This window comes from Telluria sp. ZB4P37, from assembly GCF_059685855.1.
The window spans coordinates 293,362-312,431 of record NZ_JCASID010000002.1 but is presented as its reverse complement, the minus strand read 5'-3'; the positions used below and the strand labels follow the sequence as shown (position 1 = coordinate 312,431).

Sequence of the window (19,070 nt, the reverse complement as noted above, 5' to 3'; positions counted from 1 at the left end):
CGCGATCGCCTGAGGTAAGATCGCGCCCATGACCAGCCACTGCTACGTCGCATTTTTGCGGGGAATCAATGTTGGGCGCGCCAAGCGGGTCGCCATGGCCGACCTGTGCGCGCTGGTCGAAGGGCTGGGCTATTCCGGCGTGCGCAGCGTCCTCAATAGCGGCAACGTCGTCTTCCAGGCGCCCGGCACCTCGGCCAGCGAGGCCGCCGGGGCGATCGAGGAAGCGCTGGTGCTCAAGCTGGGCGTGGCGGCGCGCGTCTTCGTGCTGGAACGCAGCGAGCTGTCCGCCGTCATCGACGACAATCCCCTGCTCGAGGTGGCGGACGATCACGCCCGTTTGATCGTGTTCCTGCTGGGCGACCCCGCACAGCGCGAGAAGCTGGCCGCGCTCGACGGCAAGGACTGGGGCTGCGACCGGCTGGCCCTGGGCGAGCGCGCGGCCTATGTCTGGTGTCCGGACGGGATGCTCGATAGCGCGGCAGCCACTGCGCTCGGGAAGCACCTGGGCGATGCAACCACCTCGCGCAACTGGAACACCCTAATGAAGCTGCACGCCTTGTGTGGGGACGCTCGATAAACCTACTGCGCGTCGAATCTTCGGCCTGCGATGCTCGCCGTACCGTAAGTACGGCTGCGCTTCTCGGCCAAAGCTTCTTCCGCTCGCTACGGTTTCTCGAGGTCCCGATGCGTCTGTGAAAAACCCTGCCGGCAGGGCACTAGGCCATAAATCCTAACTACTGACGGCTACTTGAACTTCTCGCTGCTGTCGCGGCCCGCCTTGACGCCGATGAGGATCAGGCCCACCAGCATCATCGCGAAGACCTCCGGCTCGGGCAGTTCCGACATGTGGGTGGGGGGCGTGACGATGTCCTGGCGCTGGGTCACGGACAAATTGCGTACCGGCTGCTGGGCGCTTATTGCCGTAGCATTATTTACAGCGAGATCGATAACGGCAGCTTGCGCGCTACTGCCGAGGCATATTGCCAGCGCTGCTGCCAATGCGTATCTTTTCATAGCCGTTCCTTCTTACTGTTGCTTGCATGCGGCCTGTACAGCCTCATATAGGTGAGGCAGTACAATCCTCGTCTCACATGATTAGCATACCAAAAACGCATAAACTCTTGCGTTCAATTGGGACGATGAGTTGCGTAAAGAAGTCATCAGGATGATTGCAGATGCATACTGTTGAGCTCAATCAAGCGGATTTTACTTGTCGCGAATTTGCCTCGTGTAATCACTGTCATTAATGCAATTATTGTTCTTATTATCAATGTATTTTCGCAAAGTTATCGGGTAATTTTGAATGTTCGATAAGTTTTGCTGTTAGCTTCATAATATATTCCGTTATCTCATTTTCCATAATCGTCGAATTCATGATTTTTTTCGACGTACGGTATACACCTCGGTTTTTTTTACAGGTATAGTCTCCATATCCTATTGCCTTCGGGCATCAAAACAATACCAAACGTACACGTTTGGACCTTGAGCGGCCCCATGCGCCGCCGCCGATCCCGCGAGACCACGCCGGCACGGCACCCTTGAAGTACCGTCGCTGTCCGACCCAACTTTGCAAGAGATCAATCGATGCCCAATTTCGCCCGACTTCACATTGCCTTCAAGAACGTTTACGTGCGCATCGCCATTGCGGCGCTGCTTGGCGTGATCGCGGCAGTGGCAATCTGGAAATCTAACGTGCCCCAGGATCTGACCCCGGTGGTGCATTCGCAGAATATTGCCGAGATCACCGAGCTGGCAGCCAAGAAGGGCCGCCTGGACTACCTCCTGATTGCCAAGCCGCTGTCGGAGTCCCCGCGCTACGTTTACAAGTTCAAGGACGAGAACGCGCTGCACGTGGTCAAGGTGCCGAGCACCTCGCACCTGTCGCTCGAGCGCGAAGTGCTGCTCAAGAATGCGATTCCCTACTCGATCGCCAAGGACGACTACCTGGCCAGCCACGTTGCCGTGATGGACGAGGGCGAAACCGCGTTCGAGAAGACCGGCAGCTTCCTGAAGAACTATGGGTTGACCATCGGCGTCGTGCTGCTGGTGCTGTACCTGCTGAAATTCGGCGTGCCGGGCATGGGCATGAGCGCGTCGGTCATCACCCCGGACAAGCTCAAGGGCAGCATGGACGACCTGATCGGCATGGAAGACATCAAGCAGGAAGTACTGCACCTGGAAGACATGATCCGCAACCGCGATGAATACCAGTCGCACAATATCGACAAGCCGTTCAACGTGATGCTCACCGGCCCGGCCGGCACCGGCAAGACCAAGCTGGTCGGCTACCTGGCCAAGCGCCTGAACCTGCCGCTGATCTCGGCCTCGGGTTCGGCCTTGGAATCGGGCTATGTCGGCGGCGGCTCGAAGGCGCTCAATGCGCTGTACCGCAAGGCTTGCGCCAAGGGCAAGTGCATCATCTTCCTGGACGAAGCGCAATCGCTGTTCATGCCGCGTGGCCGCAGCGAAAAGAAGTGGGAAGACGACACCGCCAACACCCTGCTGGGCCTGCTGGACGGCGTGAAGAGCGACAAGGGCCAGGGCGTGATCTGGATCGTCGCCTCGAACTTCGACGATTCCTCGACCGACATGGACGAAGCAATGCTGCGCCGCTTCTCGGTGAAGATCAATTTCCGCCTGCCGAACAAGGGCGAGCGCAAGGAATTGCTGCGCAGCTTCCTGTCGCGCAAGAAGGATGGCTTGGTCGACTGGACCGACACCAACCTGGACCAGGTGGCGGAAATCACCCAGAACCTCAGCCCGGCGCTGCTGGAAACCGTGGTCGAGCGTGCCAGCATGCTGTCGATCCAGGAAAAGACGATCATCAACACCAACCTGCTGTTCCGTGCCTACGAGCGCGCCACCATCGGCCTGACCGACCGCGCCACCACGCTCGACAAGCACCAGCAGCGCGAGCGCATCGCCCTGCACGAACTGGGTCACTTTTTCATGCAGATCGACCCCTACCTGCGCCAGGGCTTGAGCCTGGCCGAAGTGAAGGAAAAGTCGCACCTGCTCAAGATCAGCACCGAAGCGGTGTCGAAAATCGGCGCGCTGGGCTATGTGCTGCAGTCGGGCGAAGACATGTCGCTGCGCACCCTGGAAGAGCTCGAGCGTGACGTGGTTGGCCTGTACGGCGGCGTCGCAGCCGAAGAGCTGTTCTACGGCGCCCGCGGCATCTCGGTGGGCAGCCAGAACGACATCGAGAAGATCACCAAGATGCTCAACCTGATGGTCAGCCGCCTGTCGATGTACTCGCGCTCGAAGATCGACTACAGCCAGCTCTCGAAGGAAGTGGGCGGCGAGCACACGCTGCGCCTGGTGGAAGAAAAGGCCGATGAACTCTACAGCTACACCCTGAACGCGATCCGCGACTACAAGCTGCTGATCGAGTCGCTCAAGGACACGCTGATGGAAGAGTATGTGCTCTCGAAAGACGCCGTGTTCGCGCTGCTGGAAGAGCGCAGCGAGATGATCGCGTCGCAGCTGCATGGGCGGCACGCGAACCTCAAGCTGTGCGTGGAAGAAGTTGCCGCTTAAGTTAGACGATTTACCTTGCTGTTTCTGGACCCGCCGTGCGTGAGCCGGCGGGTTTTTTTTAGGTCCGATGGCGCTGTGACCACTTTGCTTGCACCACTACCCTGAGAACCGTCATTCCCGCCACTGGCGGGAATGACTCCCGGCGAAGGCCGGATCCAGTTTTGTGTGCGCGGCCTTAGCTCGTTCTATGCGTGTAAACGCATGAGCAGTGGGAAACGCAACGAACTTGGGCCCCGGCCTTCGCCGGGGCGACGGTTTTATCGCTAGAGGTACTAATCAATATCGTGGCAGGCACCCACCTCAATGCACCGTCGCCCGCTCCCTGAGCGTCTCCACCACATGCCGCGTCATGCTCGACGCCAGTTCATCCTCGCCCACGAACACCTTGCCGCCGGTATCCTCGCGCAGCAGCACCGCTTCGCTTTCGTTATGCGTGCGTACCACGGCCTGGATCGACGGGTTGAGCATGCGCGCGATCTCCACCATGCGCCGCACGTGGAAGGTGTCGGGCGTGGCGATCACCAGCAGCGCCGCGTGCGTGATGTGTGCCTGGATCAGCACCGCCGGCTCCGAGGCGTCGCCTGCCACCGCGGGAATGCCCTCGGCGCGCAGGCGCTCGACCAGTTCGCGGTTCTGCTCCGCCACGACGAAGTGCACGCCGCGCGCCGTCAGCTCTCCAGCGATGCGGCGGCCCACGCGGCCGTAGCCGACCAGCACCACCTGGCCGCTGAGCTTTTCGTGTGCGGTTTCCATCGGCAGCGTGGCCAGCGGGTCGTCGCGGCTTTCGAGTTTACGCGCCAGTTCCGAGCGCTCGCGCATCCAGCGCTGCAGCGGCTCGATGGCCGTGAACAGCAGCGGGTTGACCGCGATCGAGATGATGGCGCCTGCCAGGATCAGGTTCTGGCCCAGTTCCGGCAGCAGGCCGAGCGACATGCCCAGCGCGGCCAGGATGAAGGAGAACTCGCCGATCTGGGCCAGGCTGGCCGAGACGGTGAGGGCGGTGTTGAGCGGGTAGCGCAGCACCAGCACCAGCACGAAGGCCGCCAAGGACTTACCAAACAGGATGATGGCGACCGTCGCCAGCACCTCCAGCGGGTACTCGACCAGCACCATCGGGTCGAACAGCATGCCGACCGAGACAAAAAACAGCACCGAAAACGCGTCGCGCAGCGGCAGCGATTCTTCGGCGGCGCGGTGGCTCAGTTCCGACTCGCGCAGCACCATGCCGGCAAAGAAGGCGCCCAGCGCAAAGGAGACGCCGAACAGGGCCGAGGAGCCATAGGCGATACCGACCGCCGCCGCGATCACGGCGAGCGTGAACAGCTCGCGCGAGCCGGTCTTGGCAACCCTCCACAGGAACCACGGGAAGATCTTGCGGCCGATAATCAACATGAAGGCGACGAAGGCGCCTACCTGTAGCAGGGTCTTGCCCAGGGCGGGCCACAGCTCGGCGCCGGCATCGCCCTTGCCCCCGAGCGGTCCGGCGAGCGCCGGCAGCATCACCAGCACCAGCACCGTCACCAGGTCTTCCACCACCAGCCAGCCCACCGCGATGCGCCCGTTCATCGAATCGAGCACGCCGCGCGCCTCGAGTGCGCGCAACAGCACCACCGTGCTGGCCACCGACAGCGCCAGCCCGAACACCAGTCCCGCACCCAGGCTCCATCCCAGCAGGTGCGCCATGCCCATGCCCATCGCGGTCGCCACGCCGATCTGCAGCAGCGCGCCGGGCAGGGCGATGCCCTTCACCTCGAGCAGGTCGCGCATCGAGAAGTGCAGGCCGACACCGAACATCAGCAGCATCACCCCGATCTCGGCCAGTTGCGAGGCCAACGCCACGTCGGCGACGAAGCCCGGCGTGGCCGGGCCGATCAGCACGCCGGCGGCGAGGTAGCCGACCAGGGCCGGCAGCTTCAGGCGAATGGCGAGCATGCCGAACAAGAGGCCGAAGCCCAGTGCGGCAGCGATGGTGGTGATCAGGCTGAGTTCATGGTGCATCCGTGCGGCCTCCGTGGCAGGTTGTCAACCCCAGGAGTATAAGCGACGGATGGGCTCGAGCCCCGAATTAAATATGGTTTGTAGGCGGGTTACATGCCGTTCATGGCACAGTCGCGAGCGTTAGCAGCACTTTGCGCACCGATGTGCGCACGGCCTCGAACTGCGCCGGGCGTGCCTGGCGGTCGAGGCGGAACAGCATCAGGCCCTCAACCTGCGCCACCATCAGCACGGCGCGCGCCATGTAGTCCTCGTCGCCGATGCCCGGGTTCAAGCCCCGGATCAGGCCATAGATCGCCTTGCGTTCGCGCCCCATCATCTTGCCCATCAAATCGGATGCGAAGGGGTGGCGCGAGGCCAGCGCCCAGATCTCGAAGAAGACCGCATGCGTGACCGGGTCGGTGATCTCTTCCAAGAACATGTCGACGGTGGTGAGGAAGCGCTCGACCTGGGGCCGGCCCGCCATCGCCACCGCGATACGGTCCATCTTGGCCTGGAAGTCGTCCATCGTGTAGAGCAGCAGGGCTTCCAGCAGCTGCTCCTTGCTGCCGTAGTAGTGCTGCACATTCGACAGGCTCATGCCGGAATCCGATGCCACGCGCCGCATCGACAGGCCGGCATAGCCTTCCTGTGCAAGCAGCCCGCGCGCGGCCAGCAGGATGTCGTGCGCGCGACCGCGCCCCTTCTCGGTGGTGATCGAGGATTTCTTGCGCAGGGCGGTGTCGGGAATGAGCGTCATGGCCAGATTATCGCAGAGGCATACATAAAATAGGTCGGCTGACCTATAATCAATCGATAAACAATCGAAGCCGGGTCGTGCGACCAGGCCGGAGGCAGGAGATAGACATGGAGACAGGCATGAACAAAGTGTACGTGAGCGGCGTCGGGATGATCCCCTTCGCCAAGCCGGGCGCCAGCAGCCCCTACCACGAGATGGGCGCACAAGCCGCCAGGGCCGCGCTGCAGGATGCCGGCGTCGCCTACGACCTGGTCGAGCAGGCCTATGCCGGCTACGTCTACGGCGATTCCACCAGCGGCCAGAAGGCGCTGTACGCGGTGGGCATGACCGGCATCCCGATCGTCAACGTCAACAACAACTGCTCCACCGGCTCGACCGCGCTGTTCCTGGGCCGCCAGGCGATTGCCGGCGGCGCGGCCGAATGCGTGCTGGTACTGGGCTTCGAGCAGATGAGCCCCGGCGCCCTCGGTTCCATCTTCACCGACCGCCCGACCCCCTTCGACGATTTCGATGCCGTGACCGACCGCCTGGTCGGCAAGCCCGAGATCCCGCTGGCGCTGCGTTATTTCGGCGGCGCGGGCCTGGCCCACATGAACAAATACGGCACGCCGCTGGCGGCCTTTGCCCGCATCCGGGTCAAGGCCAGCCGCCACGCCGTGAACAACCCGCTGGCGCTGTTCCGCAAGGAAGTCACCATGCAGGACGTGCTCGATGCGCCGGAAATCTGGCCGGGCGTGATGACGCGACTGATGGCCTGCCCGCCGACCTGCGGTGCGGCAGCCGCCCTGCTGGTATCCGAAGATTTCGCGAAGCGCCACGGCCTGCGCCTTGACGTGCACATCGCCGCCCAGGCGATGACGACCGACCGCCCCGATACCTTCGACGCCGGTGACATGATGCGCCTGGTCGGCTACGACATGAGCCGCGCCGCCGCGCAAAAAGTCTACGAGCAGGCCGGCATCGGCCCGGAAGACCTCGACGTGGTCGAGCTGCACGACTGCTTCGCCCACAACGAACTGATTACCTATGAAGCACTCGGCCTGTGCCCGGAAGGCGGCGCCGACAAGTTCATCCTCGATGGCGACAACACCTATGGCGGGCGGGTGGTCACCAACCCGTCCGGTGGGCTGCTGTCGAAAGGCCACCCGCTGGGCGCCACCGGCCTGGCCCAGTGCTATGAGCTGACCCACCAGTTGCGCGGCTCTGCCTCCGCACGCCAGGTAGCCGGCGCGCGCGTCGCGCTGCAGCACAACCTGGGCCTGGGCGGTGCCTGCGTCGTGACCATGTACCGTAACGATTGAAGAGGCCTGGAATGGACATGACATCCCCCTGGATGAACGAGGAATTGCAGGCCTTCCGCGACGCCGTGCGCCGTTTCGTGGCGGGCGAAATCACCCCACACCAGGACGCCTGGCGCAAGCAGCAGCACGTCGACCGCGACCTGTGGACGAAGGCGGGGGAGATGGGCCTGCTGCTGGCCGACATCCCGGAAGAATACGGGGGCGCGGGCGGCAGCTTCGCCCACATGGCGGTGGTGTTCGAGGAGCTCTCGTATGCCGGCGACACGTCCTTCGGCATCCACGTGCACGCCATCGTCGCGCACTATCTGCTGAACCAGGGCACCGAAGAGCAAAAGCAACAATACCTGCCGCGCCTGGCCAGCGGCGAAATGATCGCGGCCATCGCCATGAGCGAGCCGGGCGCCGGCTCCGACCTGAAAGGCATCCGCACCACGGCCGTACGCGGCAACGACGGCTACCGTGTGAGCGGCTCCAAGACCTTCATCTCGAACGGCTTCATGGCCGACCTGATCCTGGTGGTGGCCAAGACTGATCCGGCCGCAGGCTCGAAGGGCGTGTCGCTGCTGCTGCTCGAGACGAAGGACAACCCGGGCTTTCGCGTCGGGCGCATCCTCGAAAAAGTCGGGCAGAAGGGCCAGGACACCTGCGAACTGTTCTTCGATGACGCCCACGTCCCGCTGGCGAACGTGCTCGGCGGCGAAGAGGGCAAGGGCTTCGCCCAGTTGATGACCGAGTTGCCCTACGAGCGCACCATTCTAGGTGTGTGCGGCGTGGCGGCGATCGAGCGCGCGCTGCAGCTGACCGTCGAGCATACGCGCGAGCGCAAGGCCTTCGGCCAGGCCCTGATCGAGATGCAGAACACCCGTTTCGTGCTGGCCGAGATCAAGACCGAAGCCACCATCGCCCGCATCTTCATCGATCGCTGCATCGAGGACATGCTTCTAGGTCGCATGGATACCGTGCGCGCCTCGATGGCCAAGTACTGGATCTCGGACCTGCAATGCAAGGTCGTGGACCAGTGCGTGCAGCTGTTCGGCGGCTACGGCTACATGCTGGAATACCCGATCGCCCAGATGTATGTCGACGCGCGCGTTCAGCGCATCTATGGGGGCGCGAACGAGATCATGAAAGAGATCATCGCCCGTTCACTATGACGGCAAGGAGATCCGAATGACAGGACCATTGGCAGGCGTGCGGGTCGTCGAGATGGTGGGAATCGGCCCGTGCCCGTTCGCCGCGATGATGCTGGCGGATATGGGCGCGGAAGTGATCCGCATCGACCGCAAGGGCAAGGCAAGCGAGGAGAGCCCCTATCCGGTGCTCGGCACGCGCCACGACGTGATGGCGCGCGGGCGCCGCTCGCTGGCAGTCGACGTCAAGAACGCGGCCGGCCGCGTCACCGTGTTGCAGCTTATCTCGCAGGCCGACGTGCTGCTGGAAGGCTTCCGCCCCGGCGTCATGGAACGCCTCGGCCTGGGGCCGGAGGCCTGCCTGGAACGCAATCCGAAGCTGGTGTACGGCCGCGTGACGGGCTGGGGCCAGACCGGGCCGCTGGCGCAGGCCGCCGGGCATGACCTGAACTACGTCGCGTTGTCCGGCATGCTGCACGCGATGGGCCGCGCCGGCGCACCGCCCGCGCCCCCGCTCAACCTGGTGGGCGACTTCGGCGGCGGCGCCATGATGCTCGCCTTCGGCGTCGTCTGCGCGGTGCTGGAAGCGCGCAGCTCGGGCAAGGGGCAGGTGGTGGACGCCGCCATGACCGACGGCGCGGCACTGCTGGGCGCCATGATGTACGGACTGCGCGGTTTCGGCGCCTGGAGCGACAACCGTGAAGCGAACCTGCTCGATGGCGGCGCGCCCTTCTACGATACCTACGCCTGCCTCGACGGCAAGTTCATCTCGATCGGGGCGCTCGAGCCGCAGTTCTACGCCCAGCTCCTGACGCTGGTCGGGGCGGACGATCCGGTGTTCATCAAGCGTTGGAACAAGGCCCACTGGCCCGATTTGAAGGCGAGGTTTGGCGCGCTGTTCGCCACCCGTACGCGCGACGACTGGTGCCGGCTGCTGGAAGGCACCGACGTCTGCTTCGCCCCGGTGCTTGACATGGCCGAGGCGCCGAAACACCCGCACAATGCCGCGCGCCGCACTTTTGTCGACATCGACGGCGTCAGCCAGCCGGCGCCCGCGCCGCGCTTTTCCCGCACCGCGCCGGCCACGCCCGTGCCGCCATCCAGCCCGGGGCAGGACAGCGACGCGATCCTGGCCGACTGGGGGTTTACGGCAGAGTCAATCGAAGCGCTGAGGGCCGGCGAAGTCATATAGCATTGTAGGGTGGGCGGCTCTGCCGCCCGCGCGTTCAAATCGCGTATGCGGGCAATAAACGCGGTTCGATCCGCGAACGTCTGTTGAACGCGTGGGCAGGAAACCTGCCCACCCTACGAACCTCGGGTGCTTATGACCAAACAAGCCGAACTGCGGCAATCCAAACTGCTCGCGCTCGCGTTCTTCGTCGGCGCGGCTCTGCTGTTCGTATTGACCCTGTTCCTGCGGCAGAACTGGTGGACCGGCCTGCTGCGCGCCTTTTCCGAAGCGGCCATGGTCGGCGCGCTGGCCGACTGGTTCGCCGTCGTCGCGCTGTTCAAGCGCGTGCCGATTCCCATCGTCTCGCGCCACACCGAGATCATCCCGAAGAACAAGGAGCGCATCGCCGACAACCTGGCGCTGTTCGTGCGCGAGAAATTCCTCGACACCGAGTCGATCATCGCCCTGATCCGGCGCCACGACCCGGTACAGAAGGTAGCCGAATGGCTGGTCAAGCCGGCCAATACCGAGCTGCTGGGGCAGCAACTGGTGCGGGTGGGCTCCTTCATGCTCGACTTCATCGAGGACAGCGCGGTGCAGGGCTTCATCCGCCGCGCCGTGCATGGGATGGTCAACAGCGTCGACCTGTCGAAGTCCGCCGGCACCATCCTGGAAAGCCTGACGCGCGACGGGCGCCACCAGGAGCTGCTTAACGAAGGCATCAACCAGCTCGCCCACCTGCTCGACAACCTTGATACGCAAGCCACGATCTCGCAGGGCATCGTCGACTGGCTCAAGGAAGACTATGCCTTCATCGAGCGCATGCTGCCCTCGGAACTTATCGGCCGCAAGGGCGCCGACCTGGCCGTGCGCCTCGCCGCCGGCATCCTGAGCAAGGTCGCAGCCGACCCGCATCACCCGCTGCGCCAGCGCTTCGACGTCTTCACCCAGGAGTTCATCGAGCGCCTGAAAGCCGATCCGTCCTTCGCCGGCCGGGCCGAAGAGATCAAGGCTTATTTGCTGGGCGACGAGACCCTGAACGGCTATCTCGCCTCGCTGTGGGAAGAGCTCAAGGGCTGGCTCAAGAAAGACCTGCACAGCGAGGATTCCAGCCTGCGCAAGCGCGTGATCGCCACCGGCGCCTGGGTCGGCAAGGTGCTGGCCGAGGACCCGCAGCTGCGCCGCTCGCTGCAGGACAACCTGGAAGCGGCCGCGCGCGGCATGGCGCCGGAACTCGCCGGCTACCTGACGCGGCACATCGCGGACACCGTCAAGCAGTGGGACGATCGCGAGATGTCGGAGCAGATCGAACTCAATATCGGCAAGGACCTGCAGTACATCCGCATCAACGGCACCATCGTCGGCGGGCTGATCGGCGTCACGCTTTACCTGCTGTCGCAGGTGCCGGTGCTGTTGCAGTAAACGTTCATCTCGTTGTCATCACCCAGGAGACGCACATGGAACCACTCGCACTGAATGCCTGGCTCGCGGCCAATCCGGAGGCCGAACAGATCCCGGGCCGCGATTTGTTCGTCGTCGCCAAATACCTGATCCCGATGGAGGCCACGCTGGCGCAGGGCTGCCTGGCGGCGTCCGGGATTCCCGCCGTGCTGGCCGATGCCCACCTGATGCAGACGGACCTGCTGCTGGCGCCCGCGCTGGGCGGCGTGCGCATCCTGGTGCCGTCCGAATACCTGCAGCAGGCCGGGGAGGTGCTGGAGGGGCTGGCGCGCGGCGACTATGCGCTGGACGAGGATTCGCCGGTCGACTGCTGAGTAGGTCGCCGCTTTGCGTGAAGTGCCTCACGTATTCATTTGCGTTGAAAGCGTAGGCTTTTGACCATGGGCCGGCAGCGTGCCGGCAATGCTCAACCGTCGGAAGGAGAACGATCATGCCTCAAGGTGATAAGTCGTCCTATACGGACAAGCAGAAACGCCAGGCCGAGCACATCGAGAAGGGCTACGAGAAGAAGGGCGTATCGAAGGAGGAAGCCAAGCGGCGCGCCTGGGCTACCGAGAACAAGATCTCGGGTGGCGGCAAGAAACACTAAAGCTCACGCCAAAAGAAAACGGCCCGGTTCGCGAGAACCGGGCCGTATCTTTACTGGTGGTGATAGGTGGACTTGAACCACCGACCCCAGCATTATGAGTGCTGTGCTCTAACCAACTGAGCTATATCACCGAAAGCGGTAAAACAAAATGGCTCGACTCTCGGAGAGTCAAGCCATCTGTGCGAAATTCTTGGTGGTGATAGGTGGACTTGAACCACCGACCCCAGCATTATGAGTGCTGTGCTCTAACCAACTGAGCTATATCACCGCAACGGCAGGCATTATCCAATCTGGCGTCCAGCCTGTCAAGGCTCGACGCCGCATCGCAACAAAAACCTGCTGTGATGTCATTTTTCCAAGCTGTCCAACTGCGCCAGCATGGCCTGCGTCGGATCACTGCCAAGGCAGTCTAACACGATCCGGTCCGGCATCGCGCGTAGCCAGGTGAGCTGGCGCTTGGCCAGCTGGCGGGTGGCGATGATGCCCAGCTCGCGCAGCCCGGCGCGGTTGATCGTGCCGTCGAGGTAGTCCCAGGCCTGGCGGTAGCCGACGCAGCGCATCGAGGGTAGCAGCGGCGTCAGGTCGCCCCGCGCACGCAGGCGCGCGACTTCCGCCACTAGCCCTTCGTCGTCGCGCTCGCCCAGCATCTGGTCGAAGCGCAGCGCGATCCGCTGGTGCAGCACCGCGCGATCCGATGGCTCCAGCGCGAACGAGACCAGCTCGAAGGGCAGCTCTGGCTTCTCGCGCTTGCCCAGCAGTTCGGACATCGGCTTGCCGGTCAGCTCGATGATCTCGAGCGCGCGGTTGATGCGCTGGGCGTCGTTCGGCGCCAGCCGCTCGGCGGTGACGGGGTCGAGCGCCTGCAGCTTGGCGTGCATGCCCGGCCAGCCGATGGCAACAGCTTCGAGCTCGATCGCCGCACGCACGGCCGCATCCGCCGTCGGCAGGTCGTCCAGGCTGTCGGTGAGGCCCTTGAAATACATCATGGTGCCGCCCACCAGCAGCGGCAGGGCGCCGCGCGCGCTGATCTCGGCGACCAGGCGCAGCGTATCGGTCCTGAACTGCATGACCGAATAGCTCTCCAAGGGGTCGATGATGTCGATCAGGTGGTGCGGCACGCTCGCCAGTTCCTCAAGCGAGGGCTTCGCGGTGCCGATGTCCATCTCGCGGTAGACCAGGGCCGAATCCACCGAGATAATCTCGACCGGCCGGGTGCGCGCGATCGCCAGCGCGGCCGCGGTCTTGCCCGACGCGGTCGGGCCCATGATGGCCACCGCCATCGGTTTGACAGGTGCCACCATCATTGACCGCGCAGGAACAGCTTGTCGAGCGCGTTGATCTCGAGCTGGACCCAGGTCGGACGGCCGTGGTTGCACTGGTCGGAGCGTTCGGTAATTTCCATCTGGCGCAGCAGGGCGTTCATTTCCTGGATCGACAGCACGCGGTTGGCGCGCACCGCCGTATGGCAGGCGAGGGTGCCGAGCAGCTCGTTGCGGCGCTCGATCAGCACGCGCGAGCCGCCGTATTCGCGCACGTCGCGCAGCACGTCGCGCGCCAGCGTCTGGGCGTCGGCATTGCGCAGGATGGTCGGCACGGTGCGCACCGCGAGCGTGGTCGGGGACAGCGCGGCGATATCGAAGCCGAGCGTCTTCAGCGTTTCGGCATGGTCCTGCGCGGTCGCCACCTCGACGGCGTCGGCGTAGAAGGTCACCGGGATCAGCATCTGCTGCACCTGCAGCTCTTCACCCTCGGCTCTTGCGTCGAGTGCGTTCTTGATCTGCTCGTACAGGATGCGCTCGTGCGCCGCGTGCATGTCCACCAGCACCAGGCCCTTGATGTTCTGGGCCAGGATGTAGATGCCGTGCAGCTGGGCCAGCGCGAAGCCGAGCGGGAAGTCCTCGTTCGTCAGCGGGCGCTCCGAGCTGGAAACCGGCACGCGCATCGGCGCGGCAGCCCTGGCCGACTCACCTGCTGCGAACAGCGCGCCGTAAGCCTCGGTACTCTGCGCCACGCCGCCGTTCGACGCCTGCGGGCGGCCCTCGTCCCAGCGGCTGCCAGGCAGGAAGGGCGAGGGCGAGAAGGTCGAGGTCAGCTGGGAGCCGAATGAAGTCTGCTCGTGCGGACGCGGTGCCCAGGCCGGCGTGCCGGAAGGCTGCATCGATGACCCGAATTCGGCCGCGGACACGGGCGCCGGCGCGCTGCCATGCGCCGTGGCGGAGGTTTGCGCCAGCGTGCGCTGCACCGCGTGGAACACGAACTGGTGCACCGCGCGGCTGTCGCGGAAGCGCACTTCGATTTTAGAGGGGTGTACGTTCACGTCGACCAGGGCCGGGTCGAGGTCGAGCGACAGCACATAAGAAGGGAAGCGGTCGCCGTGCAGCACGTCCTGGTAGGCGGCGCGCACCGCGTGCACCAAGAGCTTGTCGCGGACAAAACGCCCGTTCACGTAGAAGAACTGGCCATCGGCGCGCGCTTTCGAAGCGGTCGGCAGGCCCACATAACCGTACAGGCGAAGAGGACCGGCGCCTTCGCTCAGTTCCAGCCGCGCTTCGGCGAAGTCGTTGCCGAGGATCTGGGCGCTGCGCTTGGCCGCTTCGCTCACGTTCCAGTGGTCGATGGTGCGGCCGTTGTGCGTCAGGCTGAACGAGACGTCCGGGCGCGACAGGGCGATGCGGCGCACGACTTCGGCGCAGTGGCCGTATTCGGTCTGCTCGGATTTCAGGAACTTGCGGCGTGCGGGCGTATTGAAATACAGGTCCTGCACGTCGATGGTGGTGCCGAAGGCGCCCGACGAAGGCGCAACAAGACCCTCGTGCGAGCCGACAATCTCATAAGCGTGCGCCGCGTCCGGGGTGCGCGAGGTGATGCGCACCGCGGCCACCGAAGCGATCGAAGCCAGCGCCTCGCCGCGAAAACCCAGGGTGCCGACGTTTTCCAGGTCGGACAGCGACGCGATCTTCGAGGTGGCGTGGCGGGCCAGCGCCAGCGGCAGTTCTTCCGGTGGGATGCCGCGGCCGTTGTCGGTGATGGCGATGCGCTTGACGCCGCCTTCTTCGAGGCGCACGGTGATCTGGGTGGAACCGGCGTCGAGCGCGTTCTCGAGCAGCTCCTTGACCACTGCGGACGGCCGCTCGACGACCTCGCCGGCGGCAATCTGGGAGATGAGCTGGTCAGGCAGCTGCTGGATCGGGCGGGTAGTGGGGACGGGCGCGTTCATGCCCCGGATTATATCCCGCCCACCCGCGCTTATCTCCTCGCTTATTTCTGCTCGCGCACCGGGATCGGCGCACTGCACAGGTCGATCTTGCCGGCCGCGACCTTGGTCCACGGGCCGCCGCGGTTGCGCTGGGCGTCGACCGCCGCCTGGTAGGTGGCGCTGTCGGTGCGCATCACTTCAAGCTTGGTGCGCTCGGCTTCCGGCACGTCGGCCGCAATGCGCACCGCCTTGATCGGCATGCGCTGTTCCGGTTTCTCGTAGAAGCCCGAGGCGGCCGTGCCGCGCGGCTGCACGGACAGCAGCGGCATGCCCGAGACGACGCGTCCCACCACGGTGATGTTGCGGTCGAGCTGGCGCGGCGCGTGGCCGGTGACGACGTAGAGCTGTGAGCCGTTGCCGGTATCGGCATCGTTGTCGCGCGCCACGCCGACCATGGCCGGGCAATGGGTTAGCCAGGTGTCGCCTTTGGCGGGGTCGCGCGCGGCCGGGAAACCGTTCACGTGGCCGACCTGAGGCGCGTAGACGTCGCCGTCCTTCAGGCGGGTGAAGGTGCCGGCGCTCTTGATCGGGACGGTGAACTCGGCTTTGACTAGCTTGGCAGCCTTGAACGGCTTTGGCTTGTCTTCGTCGGGGTCGCCCCACTGCACCACGAAGCCATCCTGCGAGCGGATGATGAACAGGCCGTCGAAGTATTTTTCGCGCACCAGGTCGCGGATATTGGCGGCGGTCTTCGGCGCGAAGCCTGGGGCCAGCTCGAGGACGACGCGGCCGGTCGGCAGCTCCATGTACAGCGTGTTTTCCGGGTCGAGCGCGCGCCAGTCGGCCGGTTTGGAGGCCTTGACGACGTCCGCCAGCGAGGGCTTGGGTGGCAGTTCCTTGGCCGGAGCGGCGTGGACGCTGCTGATGGCTAACAGCGCCAGCGTGGCCAGGCGCAGGACAGTGATGGAAGGGCGCATCGGGTCTCCATTGCATTGTTGTTTTACGTGCGACGATTGTAATCGGGAATGTGGCCAGAACGTAAAGGTATGGGCCGCGAAAATATCCTGAGGCGCCCTGCGCCGGCCAGGCTGCCGCGGAGCGGAGTGATGGTATGATTCGCCGCTACCTTTTAGGAAAATTATGGATCTGATGCAATTCTTCGACATGATTCTCCATGTCGATAAGACGCTGGGCACACTCCTGGCCCAGTACGGAACCTACGTCTACATCGTGCTGTTCCTGATCGTGTTTTGCGAAACCGGCCTGGTGCTCCTGTTTTTCTTCCCCGGCGACACCCTGCTGTTCATCGCCGGCGCCTTCTGCGCCACCGGTCAGATGAACTATCCGCTCCTGATGGTGCTGCTCATCATTGCGGCAATCACGGGCAATACCCTGAACTATTACATCGGGCAGGCCATCGGCCACCGGGTGTTCACGCATAACTACCGCTGGATCAACAAGGACGCGCTGCAGCGCACCCACGATTTCTTCGAGAAGCATGGCGGCAAGACCATCATCCTGGCGCGCTTCGTGCCGGTGGTGCGCACCTTTGCGCCTTTCGTGGCCGGCGTGTCGGAAATGACGCATGCGCGCTTCCAGATGTATAACGTGACCGGCGCGGTGCTGTGGGTCGCCAGCCTGGTGACGGCCGGTTTCTTCTTCGGAAATATCCCGATCGTGCGCGACCACCTGACCGAAATCGTACTGGTCGGCGTGTCGGCGGCGATCGTGCCGCTGGCCATCGGCGGCCTGTACAAATTCGGCCGGCGCATGATGAGCCGCTAATTGATCCATTAGCAAGCGTCATTGTCATCCTGCCAGCGCCCCGATATTTCGGGGCGTTGTTGCTTCGGCGCACTCAAGTTTCACTGTCCAATTGCCGATAAGCATTAGGACAGCACATTCCTGGAACCCCATGCGCCACCTTATCGCCCTGTTCGCTTGCAGCCTTGTCATGGCCACGGCAAGCGCGAGCGACCCCGCTCCCACACCGCCCAAACCCGCAAGCGACGCCAGGTCGGCCACCGTCAAGGCCATCCTCGAAGGCAAGCCGGCGGCGGGCAAGCCGTCGATCAAGCCCGACATCAAAGCCCTGGCGGCCGCCGCCGATGCCGCGACCGTCGCCGCCGCCAAGCCGGCTGCCGCACCTGCGCCTGCCCCCGCCGCTGCCAATGAAGACCAGGCCGAAGTCGACCTGTCGGTGCGCATTGCCGAACGCCTGGCCGAACTGCGCGCGCAGCAGCAGGCGCGCGCCGCCAAGGCAGCAAGCGCCAAGCGCGCGGCCGACGCCCGGCGCCGCAAGGAAGCCGAAGCGGCGATCGCCGTTGCCAGCAAGCCGAAAAACGGCACCCACTGGAGCTATGAAGGCGAATACGGCCCGGCCAACTGGTCCAGCATCAATGCGGCCTGGGCCAAGTGCGGCACCGGCAACCGCCAGTCGCCGATCGACCTGCGCGACGGCATGAAGGTCGACCTGGAGCAGATCGCCTTCGACTACCATCCGAGCTCGTTTTCCGAAGTCGACAACGGCCACACCATCCAGGTGACGGTCGGCGGCGGCAACTTCCTTACGGTCGGCAACCAGGCCTACGAGCTGCAGCAGTTCCACTTCCACCGCCCGTCGGAAGAGCGCATCAACGGCAAGGGCACCGAGATGGTGATCCACCTCGTGCACCGCAGCGTCGAGGGTAAACTCCTGGTGCTGGCCGTGCTGCTCGAACGCGGCAAGGCGAACTCGCTGATCCAGACCGTGTGGAACAACCTGCCGCTGGAAAAGAAGCAGTCGGTGTCGCCTTCGATCGTGCTCGACGTGAACGAGGCGCTGCCGGAAAAGCGCGAATACTTCACCTATATGGGTTCGCTTACCGAGCCACCCTGCACCGAAGACGTGCTGTGGATCGTCATGAAGCAGCCGATGCAGGCCTCGCCGGCGCAGATGGCGCTGTTCTCGCGGCTGTATCCGCTCAATGCACGGCCTGTGCAGCAGAGTAATGGGCGGATGATCAAGGAGTCGAATTGAGGGGTGTGTTCACGGCCTGAGCAGTGACGTTATGGGTCTGCATGAAACTTGGGTTCCCGCCTTCGCGGAACCCAAGTTCGTCGCACACCGCAAATGCAAAAAGCCCGGCATCGCCGGGCTTCCTCATTCAGCTGACCCGATACGTCCCCGTCCAGGTCCCCCCCGGCTCCAGCATGAACGGATCGAGCAGCGCCGGCTCGATGCAGACGAAACGCTTGTACTCGTCATTGTCCATATCCGACAGCGCCGCCGCATCCACCGGCCCAGGGTTCCAGACAACGGCATCCGTGAAGCCGGTCTGCTCGATGGTCAAGCTTCCTTCACTGGTCGCCATGACCGCGCGCCCCGGGACGCCCGGATAGATCTTGTCCAGCTTCTCGTACATCGAGATCTCGTCCGAGGACACGCCTTCGATGCGCACCTCGCACACGTCCGGCACCAGGTGGTAGGTGTGCAGCGCCGCCGCGAACGGGAAGGGCGCGGCGCCCAGGTTGCGCACGGTGAGCTCCATCGTGAGCGTGTTCTCGCGCACCGCCACGCGCAGGCAGAGCATGAACTGGTGCGGCCAGGCGTCGGCGAGGGTAGAAGGCAGGTCGCCCAGCGCCAGGCCGAAGCTGGCCCAGGCGGCGCCGTCTTCCAGGCCGCTGTCTTCCAGCCGCCAGGTCGACACGCGCGCAAAGCCGTGGCGCATGCCGCTACCCTGTTCTGCGAACTGGGGGAAGATCACCGGCACGCCGCCGCGGATGGCTTTACTCCCGTCCAGCGCCGACTTCGCGCTGCAGAACAGGCGTTCCCGGCCGTCCATGCCCTTCCACGACACCAGGTGGGCGCCGTACAGCGTCACGGTGGCTTCGGCGCCATCCGGGGCGCTCAGGCGGATCGCGGGCAGCTGCTTGACAGTCGTGTGGATGGCGAGGGTCATTGAACGC

General features: G+C 64.3%; 17 protein-coding genes and 2 tRNA genes. 10 read left to right on the top strand and 9 right to left on the bottom strand.

Going from position 1 to position 19,070, the window contains the following annotated elements; genetic code table 11:
* Positions 1-28 precede the first annotated feature (28 nt).
* Entirely contained in the window at positions 29-577 is a 549-nt protein-coding gene (locus AC56K1_RS05745) for a DUF1697 domain-containing protein (RefSeq protein ID WP_497156884.1), read from the top strand.
* Between the two features lie 167 nt (positions 578-744).
* Here the strand turns inward: AC56K1_RS05745 and AC56K1_RS05740 are convergent, their stop codons facing one another.
* Positions 745-885: a hypothetical protein gene (locus AC56K1_RS05740; protein WP_497156883.1), complete on the bottom strand. Its 141-nt coding sequence runs from the start codon at positions 883-885 to the stop codon at positions 745-747.
* Positions 886-1,584: 699 nt separating this feature from the next.
* On the opposite strand from AC56K1_RS05740, the gene AC56K1_RS05735 reads away from it, so the two are divergent.
* Positions 1,585-3,540 (top strand): AAA family ATPase, encoded by a 1,956-nt coding sequence (locus AC56K1_RS05735; protein ID WP_497156882.1) that lies wholly within the window; start codon positions 1,585-1,587, stop codon positions 3,538-3,540.
* Positions 3,541-3,840: 300 nt separating this feature from the next.
* On the opposite strand, the gene AC56K1_RS05730 is transcribed toward AC56K1_RS05735, so the two are convergent.
* Both AC56K1_RS05730 and AC56K1_RS05725 read right to left on the bottom strand, forming a co-directional pair.
* On the bottom strand, positions 3,841-5,538 hold the full coding sequence (locus AC56K1_RS05730; RefSeq protein WP_497156881.1) for a cation:proton antiporter domain-containing protein: 1,698 nt from the start codon (positions 5,536-5,538) through the stop codon (positions 3,841-3,843).
* A gap of 100 nt (positions 5,539-5,638) precedes the next feature.
* On the bottom strand, positions 5,639-6,274 hold the full coding sequence (locus AC56K1_RS05725) for a TetR/AcrR family transcriptional regulator (RefSeq protein ID WP_497156880.1): 636 nt from the start codon (positions 6,272-6,274) through the stop codon (positions 5,639-5,641).
* A 119-nt stretch (positions 6,275-6,393) separates the two neighbouring features.
* Between AC56K1_RS05725 and AC56K1_RS05720 the strand changes: the two genes are divergently transcribed.
* The 6 genes from AC56K1_RS05720 to AC56K1_RS05695 all read left to right on the top strand — a co-directional run bounded on the left by AC56K1_RS05720 (position 6,394) and on the right by AC56K1_RS05695 (position 11,926).
* Positions 6,394-7,575 (top strand): lipid-transfer protein, encoded by a 1,182-nt coding sequence (locus AC56K1_RS05720; RefSeq protein ID WP_497156879.1) that lies wholly within the window; start codon positions 6,394-6,396, stop codon positions 7,573-7,575.
* Between the two features lie 17 nt (positions 7,576-7,592).
* Positions 7,593-8,729 (top strand): acyl-CoA dehydrogenase family protein, encoded by a 1,137-nt coding sequence (locus AC56K1_RS05715; protein WP_497156878.1) that lies wholly within the window; start codon positions 7,593-7,595, stop codon positions 8,727-8,729.
* Positions 8,730-8,745: 16 nt separating this feature from the next.
* Positions 8,746-9,897 carry a CaiB/BaiF CoA transferase family protein gene (locus AC56K1_RS05710; protein ID WP_497156877.1) on the top strand — a complete coding sequence of 384 codons (1,152 nt, stop codon included), beginning with the start codon at positions 8,746-8,748 and terminating at the stop codon, positions 9,895-9,897.
* Positions 9,898-10,029: 132 nt separating this feature from the next.
* Entirely contained in the window at positions 10,030-11,298 is a 1,269-nt protein-coding gene (locus AC56K1_RS05705) for a DUF445 domain-containing protein (protein WP_497156876.1), read from the top strand.
* 35 nt (positions 11,299-11,333) lie between these two features.
* Entirely contained in the window at positions 11,334-11,651 is a 318-nt protein-coding gene (locus AC56K1_RS05700; RefSeq protein ID WP_497156875.1) for a putative signal transducing protein, read from the top strand.
* Positions 11,652-11,767: 116 nt separating this feature from the next.
* On the top strand, positions 11,768-11,926 hold the full coding sequence (locus AC56K1_RS05695; protein WP_497126464.1) for a hypothetical protein: 159 nt from the start codon (positions 11,768-11,770) through the stop codon (positions 11,924-11,926).
* Between the two features lie 54 nt (positions 11,927-11,980).
* Here the strand turns inward: AC56K1_RS05695 and AC56K1_RS05690 are convergent.
* The 5 genes from AC56K1_RS05690 to AC56K1_RS05670 all read right to left on the bottom strand — a co-directional run bounded on the left by AC56K1_RS05690 (position 11,981) and on the right by AC56K1_RS05670 (position 16,099).
* Positions 11,981-12,057 (bottom strand) — tRNA-Met (locus AC56K1_RS05690).
* Between the two features lie 60 nt (positions 12,058-12,117).
* Positions 12,118-12,194 (bottom strand) — tRNA-Met (locus tag AC56K1_RS05685).
* A 79-nt stretch (positions 12,195-12,273) separates the two neighbouring features.
* On the bottom strand, positions 12,274-13,227 hold the full coding sequence (gene miaA, locus AC56K1_RS05680; protein ID WP_497157173.1) for a tRNA (adenosine(37)-N6)-dimethylallyltransferase MiaA: 954 nt from the start codon (positions 13,225-13,227) through the stop codon (positions 12,274-12,276).
* A complete protein-coding gene (gene mutL / locus AC56K1_RS05675; protein ID WP_497156874.1) occupies positions 13,227-15,143 on the bottom strand; it encodes a DNA mismatch repair endonuclease MutL in 1,917 nt (638 codons plus the stop codon). The genes miaA and mutL overlap by 1 nt, the downstream gene beginning before the upstream one ends.
* A gap of 41 nt (positions 15,144-15,184) precedes the next feature.
* On the bottom strand, positions 15,185-16,099 hold the full coding sequence (locus AC56K1_RS05670; RefSeq protein WP_497156873.1) for a peptidylprolyl isomerase: 915 nt from the start codon (positions 16,097-16,099) through the stop codon (positions 15,185-15,187).
* A gap of 163 nt (positions 16,100-16,262) precedes the next feature.
* On the opposite strand from AC56K1_RS05670, the gene AC56K1_RS05665 reads away from it, so the two are divergent.
* On the top strand, positions 16,263-16,907 hold the full coding sequence (locus tag AC56K1_RS05665; protein WP_497156872.1) for a VTT domain-containing protein: 645 nt from the start codon (positions 16,263-16,265) through the stop codon (positions 16,905-16,907).
* A 130-nt stretch (positions 16,908-17,037) separates the two neighbouring features.
* Positions 17,038-18,141 (top strand): carbonic anhydrase, encoded by a 1,104-nt coding sequence (locus AC56K1_RS05660; RefSeq protein WP_497156871.1) that lies wholly within the window; start codon positions 17,038-17,040, stop codon positions 18,139-18,141.
* Between the two features lie 127 nt (positions 18,142-18,268).
* Here the strand turns inward: AC56K1_RS05660 and AC56K1_RS05655 are convergent, their stop codons facing one another.
* Positions 18,269-19,063 (bottom strand): aldose epimerase family protein, encoded by a 795-nt coding sequence (locus tag AC56K1_RS05655; RefSeq protein ID WP_497156870.1) that lies wholly within the window; start codon positions 19,061-19,063, stop codon positions 18,269-18,271.
* Positions 19,064-19,070: the final 7 nt, after the last annotated feature.

What these genes read in the sequence shown, in the direction of transcription:
- AC56K1_RS05655 (WP_497156870.1), bottom strand. Translation starts at nt 19,063, where the DNA reads ATGACCCTCGCCATCCACACGACTGTCAAGCAGCTGCCCGCGATCCGC.
- AC56K1_RS05725 (WP_497156880.1), bottom strand. Translation starts at nt 6,274, where the DNA reads ATGACGCTCATTCCCGACACCGCCCTGCGCAAGAAATCCTCGATCACC.
- AC56K1_RS05715 (WP_497156878.1), top strand. Translation starts at nt 7,593, where the DNA reads ATGACATCCCCCTGGATGAACGAGGAATTGCAGGCCTTCCGCGACGCC.
- mutL (WP_497156874.1), bottom strand. Translation starts at nt 15,143, where the DNA reads ATGAACGCGCCCGTCCCCACTACCCGCCCGATCCAGCAGCTGCCTGAC.
- AC56K1_RS05745 (WP_497156884.1), top strand. Translation starts at nt 29, where the DNA reads ATGACCAGCCACTGCTACGTCGCATTTTTGCGGGGAATCAATGTTGGG.
- AC56K1_RS05695 (WP_497126464.1), top strand. Translation starts at nt 11,768, where the DNA reads ATGCCTCAAGGTGATAAGTCGTCCTATACGGACAAGCAGAAACGCCAG.
- miaA (WP_497157173.1), bottom strand. Translation starts at nt 13,227, where the DNA reads ATGGTGGCACCTGTCAAACCGATGGCGGTGGCCATCATGGGCCCGACC.
- AC56K1_RS05665 (WP_497156872.1), top strand. Translation starts at nt 16,263, where the DNA reads ATGGATCTGATGCAATTCTTCGACATGATTCTCCATGTCGATAAGACG.
- AC56K1_RS05670 (WP_497156873.1), bottom strand. Translation starts at nt 16,099, where the DNA reads ATGCGCCCTTCCATCACTGTCCTGCGCCTGGCCACGCTGGCGCTGTTA.
- AC56K1_RS05730 (WP_497156881.1), bottom strand. Translation starts at nt 5,538, where the DNA reads ATGCACCATGAACTCAGCCTGATCACCACCATCGCTGCCGCACTGGGC.
- AC56K1_RS05710 (WP_497156877.1), top strand. Translation starts at nt 8,746, where the DNA reads ATGACAGGACCATTGGCAGGCGTGCGGGTCGTCGAGATGGTGGGAATC.
- AC56K1_RS05720 (WP_497156879.1), top strand. Translation starts at nt 6,394, where the DNA reads ATGAACAAAGTGTACGTGAGCGGCGTCGGGATGATCCCCTTCGCCAAG.
- AC56K1_RS05705 (WP_497156876.1), top strand. Translation starts at nt 10,030, where the DNA reads ATGACCAAACAAGCCGAACTGCGGCAATCCAAACTGCTCGCGCTCGCG.
- AC56K1_RS05735 (WP_497156882.1), top strand. Translation starts at nt 1,585, where the DNA reads ATGCCCAATTTCGCCCGACTTCACATTGCCTTCAAGAACGTTTACGTG.
- AC56K1_RS05660 (WP_497156871.1), top strand. Translation starts at nt 17,038, where the DNA reads ATGCGCCACCTTATCGCCCTGTTCGCTTGCAGCCTTGTCATGGCCACG.
- AC56K1_RS05700 (WP_497156875.1), top strand. Translation starts at nt 11,334, where the DNA reads ATGGAACCACTCGCACTGAATGCCTGGCTCGCGGCCAATCCGGAGGCC.